General features: G+C 41.1%; 13 protein-coding genes. 9 read left to right on the top strand and 4 right to left on the bottom strand.

Going from position 1 to position 16,334, the window contains the following annotated elements; genetic code table 11:
• The first annotated feature begins 80 nt into the window (after positions 1 to 80).
• From BM003_RS01570 to gnd, 5 genes are all read left to right on the top strand, one after another.
• A complete protein-coding gene (locus tag BM003_RS01570; RefSeq protein ID WP_093669377.1) occupies positions 81 to 953 on the top strand; it encodes a putative RNA methyltransferase in 873 nt (290 codons plus the stop codon).
• Between the two features lie 124 nt (positions 954 to 1,077).
• A complete protein-coding gene (locus BM003_RS01565; protein WP_093669375.1) occupies positions 1,078 to 1,845 on the top strand; it encodes a DeoR/GlpR family DNA-binding transcription regulator in 768 nt (255 codons plus the stop codon).
• A gap of 165 nt (positions 1,846 to 2,010) precedes the next feature.
• Positions 2,011 to 3,921: a PTS fructose transporter subunit IIABC gene (locus BM003_RS01560; protein WP_093669373.1), complete on the top strand. Its 1,911-nt coding sequence runs from the start codon at positions 2,011 to 2,013 to the stop codon at positions 3,919 to 3,921.
• A gap of 493 nt (positions 3,922 to 4,414) precedes the next feature.
• Positions 4,415 to 6,259, top strand: coding sequence for a glycosyltransferase family 39 protein (locus BM003_RS01555; protein WP_177184575.1), 1,845 nt, complete (start codon positions 4,415 to 4,417; stop codon positions 6,257 to 6,259).
• A 143-nt stretch (positions 6,260 to 6,402) separates the two neighbouring features.
• Positions 6,403 to 7,302, top strand: a complete 900-nt coding sequence (gene gnd, locus BM003_RS01550; protein WP_093669369.1) for a phosphogluconate dehydrogenase (NAD(+)-dependent, decarboxylating) — start codon at positions 6,403 to 6,405, stop codon at positions 7,300 to 7,302.
• A gap of 105 nt (positions 7,303 to 7,407) precedes the next feature.
• Here the strand turns inward: gnd and BM003_RS01545 are convergent, their stop codons facing one another.
• Positions 7,408 to 9,138, bottom strand: a complete 1,731-nt coding sequence (locus BM003_RS01545; RefSeq protein WP_093669367.1) for a pyruvate oxidase — start codon at positions 9,136 to 9,138, stop codon at positions 7,408 to 7,410.
• A gap of 238 nt (positions 9,139 to 9,376) precedes the next feature.
• On the opposite strand from BM003_RS01545, the gene BM003_RS01540 reads away from it, so the two are divergent.
• Entirely contained in the window at positions 9,377 to 9,967 is a 591-nt protein-coding gene (locus BM003_RS01540; RefSeq protein ID WP_093669365.1) for a hypothetical protein, read from the top strand.
• Between the two features lie 128 nt (positions 9,968 to 10,095).
• The gene (locus BM003_RS01535; protein ID WP_093669363.1) at positions 10,096 to 11,394 is read left to right on the top strand and encodes an MFS transporter; all 1,299 of its coding nucleotides are present in this window, start codon (positions 10,096 to 10,098) and stop codon (positions 11,392 to 11,394) included.
• Here BM003_RS01535 and BM003_RS01530 read toward each other — a convergent pair.
• The 3 genes from BM003_RS01530 to lexA form a co-directional block, all read right to left on the bottom strand.
• Positions 11,368 to 13,047, bottom strand: coding sequence for an ABC1 kinase family protein (locus BM003_RS01530; RefSeq protein WP_177184574.1), 1,680 nt, complete (start codon positions 13,045 to 13,047; stop codon positions 11,368 to 11,370). The genes BM003_RS01535 and BM003_RS01530 overlap by 27 nt on opposite strands.
• Before the next feature lie 18 nt (positions 13,048 to 13,065).
• Positions 13,066 to 13,392 (bottom strand): phasin family protein, encoded by a 327-nt coding sequence (locus BM003_RS01525; protein WP_093669361.1) that lies wholly within the window; start codon positions 13,390 to 13,392, stop codon positions 13,066 to 13,068.
• A 1,050-nt stretch (positions 13,393 to 14,442) separates the two neighbouring features.
• Positions 14,443 to 15,057: a transcriptional repressor LexA gene (gene lexA / locus BM003_RS01520; protein WP_177184587.1), complete on the bottom strand. Its 615-nt coding sequence runs from the start codon at positions 15,055 to 15,057 to the stop codon at positions 14,443 to 14,445.
• A 160-nt stretch (positions 15,058 to 15,217) separates the two neighbouring features.
• On the opposite strand from lexA, the gene yneA reads away from it, so the two are divergent.
• A complete protein-coding gene (yneA, locus tag BM003_RS01515) occupies positions 15,218 to 15,511 on the top strand; it encodes a cell division suppressor protein YneA (protein ID WP_093669357.1) in 294 nt (97 codons plus the stop codon).
• A gap of 350 nt (positions 15,512 to 15,861) precedes the next feature.
• On the top strand, positions 15,862 to 16,074 hold the full coding sequence (locus tag BM003_RS01510; RefSeq protein WP_093669355.1) for a YneF family protein: 213 nt from the start codon (positions 15,862 to 15,864) through the stop codon (positions 16,072 to 16,074).
• The last annotated feature ends 260 nt before the right edge of the window (positions 16,075 to 16,334 follow it).

Raw genomic sequence — 16,334 nt, 5'->3', positions numbered from 1 at the left:
ATCTTTATTACTGTGTTATAATGAAACACATGCTTAAACGAATTATTTGATTAATTCTATGATAAAGGTCGTGCAGATATATGAATAAACGCACACGTTGCGCTGAACGAATACATCAAAAAATATACTTATTGAAATGCCCGATCTGTGGAAAGTCGTTACGCGTTGTGGAACAAAAAAGTTTGATTTGCGCGCAAAAACATACGTTTGATTTGGCAAAGCAAGGTTACGTTAATTTATCGACGAAACAGGTTCATACTCATTATGGGAAAACACTTTTTGAGGCACGCAGAAAGATTATTGTTGACCACGGGTTTTTCAACCCACTCATTCATATTCTTTCAGAGCAAATCGGCAAACAGTTGAACTTACCCACGGATATATCAATATTGGATCTTGGCTGCGGAGAAGGGTCACATCTCGCCAAAATCTGTCAAATGCTCATTCATGATGCATCTCGCAGCGTAACAGGCTGTGGTATTGATATTGCTAAAGAAGGGATCCAACTCGCATCAAAATATTATCCCGAACAAATCTGGCTTGTCGGAGATCTTGCCCAACCTCCATTTAAGGAGCGTCAATTTAATCTTATCCTCAACATTCTCTCACCATCAAACTATCAGACCTTTGATCAGATGGTGAAGCCGGGTGGTTATGTGATTAAGGTTATTCCCGGAAGCGGGTATCTTAAGGAATTGCGCTCCTCAATCTATGAACATGATAAAGCACAGTATTCAAACGCAGACACTCGTACACTATTCACAGAACATTTTCCAGACACAATCACACAAAACATTCACTATGTAGCGCATTTAAATCGAGAAGGAATCCGCGATTTAATACGTATGACGCCACTTGCCTGGAATGTTTCTGAAGAAAAACGTACACAATGGCTTGAAAAAGAATCGGCGGACATCACATGTGAATTTGAATTGTTAATCGGTAAGGGGTGAATATTAACGGTCACTTTCGATCATGGTTTGTGGATAAACAAGTGTAAATGGTGACGAAAAATGATCTTTATTGATTGATTTTGATTGGAACTATGTTAAAATAAAAATTGTGGAGGGATGAGATATGTTGGCTGAAGAAAGACAGCAGATGATCCTGAAGCTTTTGACCGAGTCGCATGTTGTTAAATTGCGGGAACTTGTGCTCATGCTGGATGCTTCCGAATCGACAGTTCGTCGTGACTTGCACGATTTAGAGAACCGCCATTTTCTCCACCGCATTCATGGTGGTGCATCTCTATTGAGAAAACTCAACGAAGAGCCGGATATGGAGGCCAAGACGTTAAGAAATGTGCAGCAGAAGAAAATGGTTGCGCAATTAGCTGCTCAGAAAATTAACGACAATGATTGCATTTATTTAGATGCTGGGACAACTACATTAGAAATGATTCCATTTATAGTCGCAAATAATGTAACCGTTGTCACTAATGCCCCTGCTCATTGCGACCTGCTTATTCGTAAACATAAGGTTTGCTATTTGCTCGGTGGTTTGATGAAACCAACGACAAAGGCAATCGTCGGAAGCATCGCAATGAATAATATCGATCTTTTTCGTTTTGATGCCGCGTTCATTGGGGTTAATGGAATTGACCCGTCAATGGGTTACACGACTCCGGATCCGGAAGAGGCCGCATTGAAAAGGCGCGCGCATGATCTTGCTGATTGTTCTTACGTCGTTTCAGATAGTAGCAAGTTTGCAGAGATTTCATTTTGTAAGATGTTTGATTTAGGCGAGGCAACAATTATTACGGATGAAGTGCCGGAAAGATATCTTTCTTTAATAACAGACAAAACATCTGTTTGTATTGCAAATCAAGCAATGAAACTGTCATAATGAATAGCTGTCAACGATTCGCTCTGCAAAAAAACTCGTTACTGGTACTATGATGCATGAATGTGGTTCATGAATGCAATAAATTGAAATCGGTTTCTATAAAAAATTGGATCAATTATATTGCGCAACTAAGAAGTGAATATAGGCTAAAGGAGTGTAAAACTAATGCGAATTACAGATCTAATGATTGAAAACGTTATGGTCTTGGACATGCAAGCCACAACCAAAGAAGGCGCTATTGATGAATTAATTGCCAGCCTTGAAAAAAACGGAAGAATAAATAATCCGAAGCTCTTTAAAGAAATGATTTTGAAACGCGAGGCCCAGTCGAGCACGGGCATTGGTGATGGAATTGCCATGCCGCATGCTAAGACAAAAGCGGTGAATGAGGCGACTGTTGTCTTCGGTAGAAGCAAACAGGGTTTGGATTATCAAGCTTTGGACGGACAGCCTTCATACCTATTCTTTATGATTGCAGCGCCTGAGGGAGCAGATAATGTACATCTTCAAACGCTCGCTGCGTTATCACGACTCTTGATTGATCACGAATTCGTTGAACAAGTGAAGCATGCCCAGACAACAGGTGAGGTTGCTCAACTTTTTAACGAGAAACAGGCAGAGCATGATGCTGAAGAGGCGAAGGAAGCAGCAGAAAAGTCCACAGAAGCAACGCCTGCGTCCACTGGAGAAAAATTTGTTGTTGCTGTTACGGCATGCCCGACAGGTATTGCCCATACGTATATGGCTGAAGATGCGCTTAAAAAGAAAGCTAAAGAAATGGGAATTTCTATTCGTGTTGAGACAAATGGCTCAGAAGGCACGAAACATGTGCTGACAAAAGAAGAAATCGCACGTGCGGCCGGTGTCATTGTAGCCGCAGATAAAAAGGTCGAGATGGCGCGTTTTGATGGGAAGAGGGTACTCCAAACGCCAGTTAGTGATGGCATTCGTAAGCCTGAAGAATTGATCAACAAAGCGCTCGAAGGAACAGCGCCGGTATATCACGCTGAAGGCGGCGATTCTGAAGAAAACGCATCGGCAGGAACTACATCGATATGGAGCAAAATCTACAAAGATTTGATGAATGGTATATCGCACATGCTTCCATTTGTTGTTGGTGGTGGTATTTTACTTGCCATATCTTTCCTTCTGGAACGAGTGCTTGGGGCTGACAATACTATTTTTAAAATGCTCAGCGCTATATCCGGTGGAGATACAGGTGCATTTCACTTCCTGATCGCGATCTTGGCCGGATATATTGCGATGAGTATCGGTGATCGGCCTGCGTTGATGCCTGGTATGGTTGGCGGTTTCATGGCGTCTAATGCTAGTGCCGGATTCCTCGGCGGTTTAGCTGCTGGATTCCTTGCTGGTTGGGTTATTGTCTTGCTGAAAAAAGTTTTTCAAGGAATGCCTCGGACACTGGATGGCTTGAAACCGATTCTGCTCTATCCTGTTTTAGGCCTTTTATTAACCGGTGGTTTGATGTATTACATTTTTGATCCGATTTTCAAATGGATTAATACAGGTTTAATTGGAGCATTGAATCATTTGGGTACAGGCAATGCGATTGTCCTTGGTATTGTTTTGGCTGGTATGATGGCTGTAGATATGGGTGGCCCGGTTAACAAAGCGGCGTATACATTTGCCATTGGCGTGTTTACAAGTAGCGGAAATACAAACGGTTTTATGATGGCGGCAGTTATGGCCGGTGGTATGGTTCCTCCGCTCGCCATCGCATTAGCAACTTCATTGTTTAAGCATAAGTTTACTGAAGAAGAGCGTAAAGCAGGTATCACCAATTATGTTCTTGGGTTATCATTTATTACCGAGGGTGCGATTCCATTTGCGGCATCTGATCCACTTCGTGTGATTGGATCGAGTGTTGTCGGTGCTGCGATTGCTGGCGGTTTGACTCAGCTGTGGAACATTAATATTCCAGCACCTCACGGAGGTATTTTTGTAGTATTGCTCGGTAATCATCCAATTCTTTTCTTAATATCCATTATTCTTGGAGCAGTGATCTCCGGATTTATACTTGGATTATGGAAAAAGCCTTTGACGGAAAACAATTAATTATTAATTCACCAGATAAAATGGTGTGTCGGAAGCAGTCGATTATAACATCGACTGCTTTTTATGTTCACTTTCGTTATAAATTGAGATGTGTTGACGGATACTAATTAAGATATTGAAAGGAATAAGTATCTGGATGTGATACGGGGTGTATCTGAAAAAGATCTTAATTCGTCTATTTTGCATTTCATTCGCGCTGCTCGTCGGTCTTTTTTTACTCATGAGTATAGTAGCTCCGTTTCTTCTGGGATCAAGCGTTCATTATGGGAATTTTGCTTTTTCAGCCCTTGATCTTACGGGAATGCTGCTATTTTTTACTGTAGTGTCGTTCCTTTTTTTGTTGTCAACGGATCACCTTCTATCGAGATGTACCAACCGTAAATTAAATATGATGATTGTCTCGTTATTTGCCATAATCGTTCTTTTCGAATGTTTTCTTCTAGTAACATTTTCTGGGCTGCAGCCTCCTGAGATTGACGGAGGTCATGTGTTTATGAAGTCTTTGGATTTGCTACAGAACAAAAACGCTTATGATGATGGTATTTATTTCCAGATCTATCCAAACAATATTCCGATCACGCTTATTCGGTATGGTCTCTACTTGATCGCACCTGTTCATTCAAGAGAAATGCTGTTTATGCTGGATCACTTAGTGTGTATGATTGCTCTTAATATTGGTATTTATTATTCATGGAAAATCGTTTTGATGCAGCTCGGTCGAAAAATGACTGTATTGTTTCTCGTGATTGTGTTGTCATGCTTACCGATCTTCTTTTACTCGTTATATTTTTATTCAGATACGCTCATGATCATGATGCCGCCGCTGCTTATCTATCTTTGGCTGCGGTATGAGCGCGATAAACGATTGATCGACATCATTATGCTGTGTCTTTTACTCGCAGTAGGCTGTGTCATTCGGCAAAATCTAATTTTATTCTTGCCGGCGCTGACATTGTATCTACTTCTCAAATCCAATGTAAAAAAAGCGGTTTTTATTGTAATTGGTACGTTAGCCGCCTTATTCATCTGGCAAGCATCGACAAGCCAGCTAGCGCAGCAAGTGCACATAAATGCAAACCAGCAATTAAAAATGCCGACAACGCATTGGATCATGCTCGGACTTTCTGAGCAGGGGCGCTACAACTGGCAAGATTTCAGACGCAGTTATAATCAGCACACGCAAGCGAAAAAAAAAGAAGTGAACATGCAAGAAATAAAAAGGAGACTTACAAGAAAAAAAAGCGAACTACTTTATTTGTGGCTGGTAAAAGCATTCCGTGTGTATGTGGACGGATCAATGGGGTATTACTGGTATATGGGGAACACATCTGAGCACACACTGATGTACGATTACTTTTTTGGTGGACAGAGAAGACTGATACAATTTATTAGTCAAATCTTTCATTGTGTCAATTTATGGCTCCTCTTGTGCTCTGTCTTACGCTTTTTTAGACTGCATAAGATAGATACCAATTTGCTGATTCAGATCATGCTGTTTGGAAATTATCTCTTCTATATTTTTGTATGGGAAGCTGAGCCAAGATACGCATTGCTCTTTATATTTCCGATGTTAATTGGAAATTGCTATGGGATTAAAGAATTGGTCTCCTATTCACATGAAAATCAATTTATATTTAAGCGTTTGAAAACACGGGTAAGCGCGCAAGGTTTAGCCCATATCCTTTTTAGTATTCTTCTTTGTATCACTGTGGCCCATTTGGCACCATTGACACAGAAACCCGATGTACAGTACCGGTATGCAGTCAATCAAAATCAAAGAAAAGGAACGATGAACGCACATGTTTCTGCTACGAGTACTGTGCAACAAACATTTTATGCAGATCAGCCTTTTGATTATATTTCATTAGGCAAGGTAAGCGCACACGGTCATGGTGCCTATGAACTGGTCATCCATTCACTATCTGGGACACTTGAGGAGGAGAGAATTGTATTCTCAGACCGAGTGCTCGAACAGGGGAAGTTATCGGATATTAAGTTAGACCGCAAGCTCTCCGGTGACAAAAATTATCAATTATCCGTCTCAATGATTTCTGAAGGATCAAAGGATTTTTTGAATTTAGCGATCCATGGAAAAGGTTTATTTGAACAAAGAGACTTGTATCAAGGAGGCGCACTGTTTCAAAATGGCAGAATGAATGAAGGAAAAGATCTTCAATTTCGAATTTATCGACGGGAAACAAGACCTTACCTAAATAGGGCGATCTATTTTCTTTTAATGAGCATTCCTTTAGTCGCGATCCTTATCTTTGCGGATACATATCGTAAACCGCTCATTTCAAGTACGGCTCACTTGCATACAGATACAGATTCTGTATGACGCGCACCGTTTATTAATCGTGATTTTTTGTCTGAAAATAAATTTATTACCATTTTTTTATAAATAGATTTGGAGAAGCTGCATATATGGGTTAAACTTAACTATGGAATGACTTAAATAATTGGTAAATTAGGTGATTGAAAATGAAAATCGGATTAATTGGATTAGGAAAAATGGGCTATAATCTTGCATTGAATATGTCCGAGCACGGTTTTGAAGTAAAAGCTTTTGATCTCTCGACTGAGGCTGTCAAAAAAGCAGAGGCATCCGAAGGTATTGAGGGATTCGCATCGATCGAAGCGCTTATTAAAACGCTGGATAAACCACGTGTGTTTTGGATGATGGTTCCTGCGGGAGATCCTACAGAGCAGACACTCACAAATTTGTTGCCTTTACTTAGTGAAGGGGACATCATTCTTGATGGCGGCAATTCTCGTTACACGGATTCCCTTCGCCGCTATCAGCTCTGTAAAAAACAAGGGGTTTCCTTTATGGATGTGGGAACGTCCGGAGGCATGAGCGGAGCGCGAAGCGGCGCGTGTGTGATGGTTGGCGGTGATGAGCGTTCATTTAGCTATCTCGAACCGCTTTTTAAAGCGATATCCGTTGAAGACGGATATCTTTACACAGGAAAAGCAGGAAGCGGGCACTTCCTGAAAATGGTTCATAATGGCGTGGAATACGGAATGATGCAATCACTCGCAGAGGGGTTTGAAGTCCTTCAGAAGAGCGATTTTGACTACGACAATCAGGCCGTTGCGAAGGTTTGGAATCATGGCTCTGTGATTCGGAGCTGGTTGGTTGAACTGCTTGAAGACGCCTTTTCAAAAGATGGAAATCTTGAAAAACTGAGCGGTGTTATGGCTTCGTCGGGCGAAGGAAAATGGACCTTGGAAACCGCACTAGACATGCAGGTACCAACGCCGGTCATCGCACTGTCATTGTTGATGCGTTATCGTTCGCTTGAAAGCGACACGTTCTCTGGAAAAGTTGTAGCCGCGTTGCGCAACGAATTCGGCGGACATGCGGTTGTTACGAAATGACATGTTAAACAGTCGAAGCTTCTTTAATTCTTTATGAATCGACAATTCATACTACAAAAAAATGTCCAAATGGGATTATCCCATTTGGACATTTTAAATTGGAATTTATAAGAATCTGCGCACGACTGTTTTCATTGGCGGCATTTTTTCCAACTTGTGATTTTCCGTAATCGATTTTGCGGTAAATTTAGCATAGCCTTTTGCTTCGTCCATTACAATTTTCCCTGGCAGAGGCGCGGCGTTGACATCAACTTCTACATCGAGAATGACGGGTACATTTGATGCTTTGGCTTGTTCGAGTGCAGGTTGCAAGTCCTCGTAATTTTCAACCCGGAAGCCCTTGCCGCCACATGCCTCGGCAAATTTGGCATAGTCAATATCTCCAAAGTCAACCGCATATTTTAATTGACCGACAGATTGTTGTTCATATTTGATGAAGGCCAATTGCTTGTTGTTGAGAATAATCATAATGATCGGCAATTTATAGTGAACGGCTGTGACAAAGTCCTGCATGACCATCGCAAACGCACCATCGCCGCTGATCGCGATGGCTTGGCGTTCTGGAAATGCCTGTTTTGCGGCAATTGCACCGGGGAGACCACAGCCCATTGTACCCAGCCAAGCGGAAACGATGAAATCTTGCTTTTCTGAGACTTTGAGATAACGGGTTGACCAGACCGTTGATGTGCCCACATCGACAGAGTAGATGGTATCTTCTTCGGAAATTGATTCGATAGCAGCCATAAGTGCTTCAGGGGCAATAGGTGTCTGTTTCTTGTCTTGGTCTTCAGTCATCCACTTCCACCAAGTGCTCATCTTGCTTTGGCATGTCTTCAAGAATGGACGATCCGCAACGGGTGTTATATGTTCTGTCAGATTGGATAGGGCGTTCGCCGCGTCGCCGACGATGCCAACAGTAACAGAATATCGCTTGCCAATCTTAAGAGGATCGATGTCAATCTGAACACATTTCGCACCTTCCGGAAGATAAGCGGCGTATGGATAATCAGTGCCGATCATAATCAGCAGATCTGCGCTCTTCATTGCTTCATAAGCAGGTTTAGTGCCGATCTTGCCAATGTTTCCGATAAAGTTCGGATGATCATCAGAAATTGCACCTTTGCCGGGAAGGGTCACGGCTACGGGCGCAGAAATACGTTCGGCAAATGCTCGTAATTCTTTTTTAGCGCTTTTTGCACCAACGCCGGCAAGGATCACTGGGTTATTTGCGCTATTAATCAGAGCGACAGCGTCATTAAGATCATTTTGTACGAGACCAGGGATTTTCTTTTCGAAAACTGTTGAGAGCTGAGGCGCACCGTCTGAAATTTCACCAAGTGCAATATCATCCGGGATAGACAACACAGCTACACCGCGCTCTTGATAAGCGGTACGTATTGCTTGGTTGACAACCGTTGGGAAGCTCTCTGCACTGGTAATTTCTTTGTTATATACGGCAACATCTTTAAATAGTTCAACCGTATCGACTTCTTGAAAGTAATCTGTACCGGTTAATCTTGCTGGAATATGTCCGACTAGAACAAGCATAGGTACATGATCCATCTTGGCATCATACATACCATTCAGCAGGTGTATCGCACCTGGTCCGCCAATCGCGAGGCACACCCCAATCTTGCCGGTAAGCTTTGAGTACGCAGCAGCAGCCAGTGATGCAACTTCTTCGTGACGAACCGTATAAAATTTGATCTTGTTCTCCTCTTTGCGAAGAGCTTCCACCATCGTATCAATAGAATCTCCTGGGATACCATAGATGTGATCAATTCCCCAATTTTCGAACAGTTTGACTACAGCTTCACTTGCTTTAACCTTTCCCATAATTGTTCCTCCTTCAGAATCTTGCTTTTGTCTTGGAATCTAATTCATCACCAAATTTCAAGACTTCTTTTTATATAAATGTGACAAATAAATGAACCTTATGGGTACATTTTATGACTTTGAAAATAAAAAGCAAATAAAAATGCTCGCTCGTTCGACTAATTATCCGAATTTCTTCTTCTTCTCTTTTCAATGCTTAAGTTCTTATAATAGAAGATAGAGCAGAGGAGGTTTTTTCATGAGTTTTGTCTCAATCATTGCAACGAATCAATGGATTTCAGCAGTTAGTGATGGAAATTTGGTGGAAATTTCAACAGAAGGGGAGTGTCACGTTTGTCCAGGACAAAAAGCGAGCTTTATCCAAATATCAAAACAACAGTTCATTGCTTGTACAGGAAGTCGTTCGATACGAAACAAAATTAAGCGCAACTTTCCTTTTAGTGAAAACCCATATGTGTTTGATGATGACATTCTTGCACAGCTTAAGCAGGATGTGCAAACGGTACCGAATCAATGGCAGGATGTGCTGCTTGTTATTGGCGAAGCGGTTCAACAAATCGAGTGTCGCATGATATCAAATCAAGCAAATAGCGATTGGGTTGCCATTCATCCGCAATCAGGAAAAGCAGGAACATTGTTTATGGCGGGAAAGGGGATCGACGAACGTAAAATTAAACGCATCGCAGAAGAATTTAATCGCTTGATTCAAACGCATGGTCAAGATGATTGGAGGAATGTGATCCGTGCTCAGAATAGATTAAATCAATTCGTATCAACATTTGATCCAACGACGGGCTCACGCGTCTTTCATTTGTTGATAAAAAAATAAAGAGGCTGAGTAAGATTCAGACCTCAGCCGGAGAAAGAAACCCTACAGCAGGTCGAATCATTTTATTAGGCTGCGTTTTACAATTGGGTCATGAAGAAAAAACATGACTAAGAAACGAGTGGAACAAAATGAAAGCGTCGTTTGCCATCTTTAAAAATAGGCAATATTCTTTACTCTTTACTGCTTCTGTAACATCTCAGTTAGGGAGCGTCATTGGTATGACCGCATTAATTTTCTATTTTCTTGATCGATTTAGTCATCAGCCCTACTTGGCAACATTGAATGAGTTGATGTTCTCCCTGCCGTCACTACTAATTTTCTGGATCGTGGGCGTTGCGGCAGATCGAATGGATCGTCAGAAAATAGCATCTAACTGTGATTGGATAAGCGCTTTTCTTTCGATCGCATTACTCGTTGCGGTAGAGTTCGAGCATTTGAGCTGGATTTTTCCAGTTATCTTCTTGAGAGCAGCCGTCGCTAAATTCTTTGCACCTGCTGAACAGGCCATCTTACAAGGTATATTAAGAAAAGGCGACTATGCTGTCGCCGCAGGATTAAACCAAATGGTAAGCAGTATCTTTATGATTTTTGGAAATGGGTTAGGGGCACTTGTCTACTGGTACATGGGACCGCAAGGCGCAATAATAATTGACGCTTTATCATTTATTATTTCGGCAATTTTAATACGTCTGCCGAAAATTCGCGCAGAAGTTCGTTTGCCAAACGGCAGTTACAACGTAAAGTCAACAACGATTCGATCAATTTTTTCAGACTTTAATCAAGGCTTCTTTTATATTATAAAGGATAAACTGTTGACTTCACTTGTTGCCAGCTTCACAATCTTTGGTGTGATTAACGGTGGATGCAGTGTTATGCTCATCTTTATCTTAAAATATAAACTGGTTCCTCATTCATATGAGTTGTTTTCCGTTTGGGCGGGTGTTATTGCGGGATTCGGTATTTTAATTGGCAGCGTGGCGGCATCTGTGTGCGCTGGAAAATGCCGCTTCCGTTCGATGATCATTATCGGTTTACTTACAAGCGGCTTGTTCATGATTTGTGCGGGTTATGTATCAACTGTCTATCTTTTTTTTGTAATGATTTTTCTTTCAACACTCATGATTCCATTGGTAAATGTCGCTATTGGAGGGTGGATGCCTCATATTGTCGACCCCAAAATGATGGGGCGGGTGGAGAGCTGGAGCACACCGATACTGATGCTCTCTCAGTCATTGACTCTTGGATTTATTACCTTCTCTTATCCGAAAGTCTTGTCGATAGAATCACTGTTCTTAATTGTAGGAGCAATGACTGTACTTTCAGCGTTTTATTACTTGTTTTTTGTTCCGGCAGATACAATTGAGGAACGAGCTGCAATAGAGCCGATGGTGAAGGGCTCTTTAGAAACGCCCGGAGCGAAAGATTGATAAGAGAACGATCATGAACATGAAGAGGACAACGGTAACAGCAATGCCAAGAATCGGAACATTGCTGAGGAGTGAGCGTGATCCAAACGTTTCACCGAGAATAATGCAGGCCAAAATAATGCTGAATGAAAGTAACATGATGCTGAATGAGATGCGATTAGCGGCACGATCTACTTTAGCAAGCAAAAATTCTAGCTGAGGCAGTTTCATCTCCACCCGGGTCTTTCCCTTATAAAGATGTGTTAAGGTCTTTCGTAATAGAGAGGGGAGGCGCATGCTGTTTTCAACAACGTCATAGCCATTCATGAGAATTTTTTTTGACAGTTCACTGGGATCCAGGCGCCTGATAATTAGCCGATGTCCGTAAGGTTCGGCAAGTTCAAGTATATTGATGTCATCATCTAGTTTTGTTATCAGGCCTTCAAGCGTTATCAACGCCTTGCCAAGCAGTGTGTAGTTCTTAGGAATACCAATATGATGCTTTTTTGTCACGTCAAAAACATCACGAATAACCTTCCCAATGTGAACGTCCTTAAAGGGCAGGCGATAGTATTTTTCACGAAGGACATCTAGATCGGCTTTAAACTGACGTTCGTTCAAGTCGTCAGGGATCACGGCCATTGCCGAAATAGTGCGGTAAAGCAGTTCGGTGTTCCCTTTCATAAGTCCAATAATCAGGTCACCAAAATCACGTTTCATTGATTCATTCAAATACCCGACTTGTCCGAAATCAATATAGACAATCTTATTCTCGGGAGAAAAGAAAAGATTGCCAGGATGGGGATCACCATGGAAGATGCCACAGATTAATGCCTGATCAAGAAACGAACGCACGAGCCGTTCACAAATTAGTTTATTATCGATGCCTTTCGGATGGTCAGTAATCAATTCTCCATACTTATAGCCGTGAACATAGTCCAAAGTCAATACTTTCTTTGTTGAAAAATCGTGATAGACCTTTGGAATAATGACATGATCATCTTTACTGAAAAAGTCGTGGAGTTTTTCAGTTGTCCGCGCTTCCATGATATAGTCCAGTTCTTTACGGATCGCAAGTGAAAACTCTTCTACAAGGTCTATGATCTGATAGGTACGTGCCCATTCGTATCGTTTTTCAACAAGCGATGCAAGATCCCAAAGAATCTCAATATCGTTTTCTATCACCGCTTCAATATCCGGTCGTCTAATTTTTACAGCGACCTCTTCACCTGTCTTTAAAATGGCATGATGCGCTTGAGCAATTGAAGCAGCAGCCATGCAGGTTTCATCAAATTGAGCAAACACATCCTCAACAGATGAACCGAATTCTTGAGAGATAATAGTCTTGATTGTTTGTGGATCTACGGGTGTAACCCGATCCTGAAGATCCCGCATTGCCTCGGCGATCTGGCCCGGAAGAATGTCTGTTCTGAGACTCAAAAGCTGACCCAACTTGATAAAGGTCGGCCCCAGTTCTTCAAGCATTAACCGAATACGTTGACCTAGAGATTTTTGATCATTTCCGTTTCCTGAAAAATCAGAAACGATCTGTTTCGGTAATGATAGTAAGTGAAACAAACCGACATCTTTCACAATATAACCAAAGCCATATTTCACGAGTACAGAGACGATTTCTTGATATCTTTTAATATGGCGTATATGTTTTCCGATCATAGACTTCACCTATGCAGGTTAATTTTCATTGTTTGTTATTGTTTTCTTTAACTCAGACAGTTCGCTTTCTAAAACAGCAAGCTTTTCCTGCAATTGTGTGTATTCATCCTGGCTTACAAATCCGAGATCCTTAATTGCATCAATAACCTCCTGTCGCAAACCATTACGCCATTTGTCCGTACTGTCTTTTCCTTTGTCATTTAACGTTGTTAAGAGTGCTTTTGCTTCCTCAGCAGCTGCACCGCCGCTTTTTGAAAGATCATCGAGAAAGTTTTCAGCCTTTTCCTTGCTGGCAAGTGTTGCGCCAAGTCCAATAAGAAACCCTTTTTTCAGAAAATCACTCATTGTTCTTCCTCCTCGCACTTTCCTTCATTTTAACCGACTTTGTAGGTCATGTATACGAAGTCGGGTGAGTATTTCTTATAATTCAGTTGGAGAGTAAGAAAACTTGGCAAGCCTCCGGCGAAGGCTAAGACTTAGTTGCACTTACACTCGTTTCCTTGAATCTTTAATTTCTTTATACTTTCTGATCAGTGTTAGAAAACCGGGCAAAGAGCGCCCGGTCCTTACTTCCGTAGGATGCGGTGACTTTCGCGTTGCATACAGGACATATGTGTAATTAGTGAAAGATCCCTTACACTTAGCGAAAGTTCCTTACATACGAAAGCTCCTTTGCTCCAGATGTGGTTTTGCATCAAGCTTGTCTTGAACAGACATTTCTAGTTCATAAATCATTTTGATCCTTAATTAAGTAACGCGGTCGGAATAAATAAACGGAAATTTTCCGGTTATATGCATCCTGGCGCTGGTTTCACAGGTACATAAGGGTAATTTTTCCGCTTATGCACAGAAAAAACCTCCATTTTCACGCTTTTCGATTCGATAGGCGAAATTTCTCCGTCTATTCAAGCGATTTTTTCGTTTGTTTTCTAATTAAGCGGAATTTTTCCGTTTATTTCTCAGATTGGGGGCTTACCTGATCGCCCAATCGAACCTTATGACCTTATCATCGTACCGGCAAGGCAAAATAATAAACTTTTATACGTAAATAGGGCATTTTATATTTTCATTCAAGCGGGTCATGGATGTTTCTTTACTTGTTAGGAAAAATCAAGCTGTGCTTGGCCATAAACCATACTGATTTTTGTGTATGCTCCGATTGCTCGCTTGGGGTGATCCGGAAGCCTCCACGAACAGATGATTATCTTCGGGGGTTCACTGCCTCACGATCAACAGAGACGCTCCTGCAGGCATCTCACTTTTCATATCTTTAAAATGCCACTTATCTTAGTATCTGGACCAAAATCATCCTTTCTTGCTTATAGAAAAACCTCGGAAGATCACTAGTTTCTCCGAGGCTTTTGCATACATTGTTCTTTGAATCTGTGTATCAGATTATTTGATTGACCGGAAGACACCAACGACTTTCCCAAGAATAACACAATTATCAAGTAATATTGGATCCATCAGTGAGTTTTCCGGCTGAAGTCTTACATGGTCTTTTTCCTTAAAGAAACGCTTAACAGTTGCTTCGTCCTCATCGGTCATCGCAACAACAATTTCACCATTTTCAGCTGTATGCTGCTGTCGGACGATTACCTTGTCTCCATCAAGAATGCCTGCGTTGATCATGCTTTCGCCGGATACGTTAAGAATAAATGCGTCAGCATCCTCAACCATTGAACTTGGAATGGGAAAATATTCTTCAATATTTTCAATGGCACTGATTGGGAGCCCAGCGGTTACTTTTCCAATAACAGGAATATTTACTGTCTTTTCCGTAAATACATCATTGTCATGGTCCAACACTTCAATAGCTCTTGGTTTCGTGGGATCACGCCGGATATATCCTTTTTTTTCTAGGCGTGCAAGATGACCATGCACCGTTGAGCTCGATGCGAGTCCGACGGCGTCGCAAATTTCACGTACCGATGGTGGATAGCCTTTGCTCGCAACTTCATGTTTTATAAAATCTAATATAGACTGCTGCCGATTTGAGATTTTCATAATGCTTCTCCTTTTCCTTATCTTGTCAATAGTATACCATTCAAAAAAAACAGAAGCAAACATTTGTTCTAAAACCATTGACACAAATGCACGTTCGCATTAAGATAGTTACAACGAACAAGAGTTCTCGAGAACACACATTCCTTAGAGGGGGAAATTTTAAATGAATTTAGTTACGAATAAAAAAACAAAAGGTCTTTCGTTTCTTATCTTGTTTTGTATTATGACAGTTGTTTTATTTTTGACATTAACAAATACAGTTGCTGCTGATCAAAATAACTATGAAAAAATTACGGTTAAAGTAGGGGATTCACTTTGGTCTATTGCCACAAAATACCAAAATGAGAATCCAGGGCTATCAAAACAGGCATTCGTCAGTTGGACAAAGAGTAAGAATGGATTAATCCGTGACCACATAATTCCAAATCAAAGGCTTATCATTCCGGTGAAAAAGTGAGTTGTTAAATTTATGAGTGGGTTATTTTACGTTGGCAAAAGTATGCTTTTGTGATATACTGTTATATAACAAAGGGATTTAGATGTTCATGTATTGGTACAAACACTTTGTCCCTTTCTGATTTTTGGTGTTTGCGAAGTTTTTAACCGTTAATGATTTTAAAATTATTAATGGCCATTTTTCATCCTCCTTCAGAAGAAAGCTTTTCTTATTATTATAAGAACACGCTTTCTTTTTTTTTATCTATCTTTTGATGAAATGAACGATTTCAAGGAGTACAAGGTTGACCGGAAATCATGAGATAGTGTAAACTGAACTATGGATAATTGACACAAGGAGGAAGCATACGAATGCTCTGGTACATACTCGTGGGCGTCATTTGCTTGGCAGCCGGATTGATCCTCGGCTTTTTAATCGCCCGTAAATATATGATGAACTATCTTAAGAAAAACCCGCCGATTAATGAAAACATGTTGCGCGTGATGATGGCGCAAATGGGCCAGCACCCGTCACAAAAGAAAATTAATCAGATGATGAAAGCGATCAATCATCAAACGAAATAAGCAACGCTTAGGCGCAGCAAGGTTTTGAACGGTTTACATAAAACACGGATACGTCTACGTGTCTCGCTTATTTCATGAGTTGACGTCCTTCATCCTAATTAGAAATTTGATTTGATTAAGGGTTCAACTTTACTTTTAGCGCCATTTTCTGTTGAAAATAAACAGAAGGTGGTGCTATTTTTTATACAGTTAAGTTTGGATGCTATTTGTTAGGAAAGTCTGAACCTATGGCTGTATGGAAAGAACAAGAAATGAAACCG

This window comes from Sporolactobacillus nakayamae (assembly GCF_900113325.1).
Lineage (GTDB): Bacteria > Bacillota > Bacilli > Bacillales > Sporolactobacillaceae > Sporolactobacillus > Sporolactobacillus nakayamae.
This window is presented reverse-complemented; position numbering and strand designations above follow the sequence as displayed.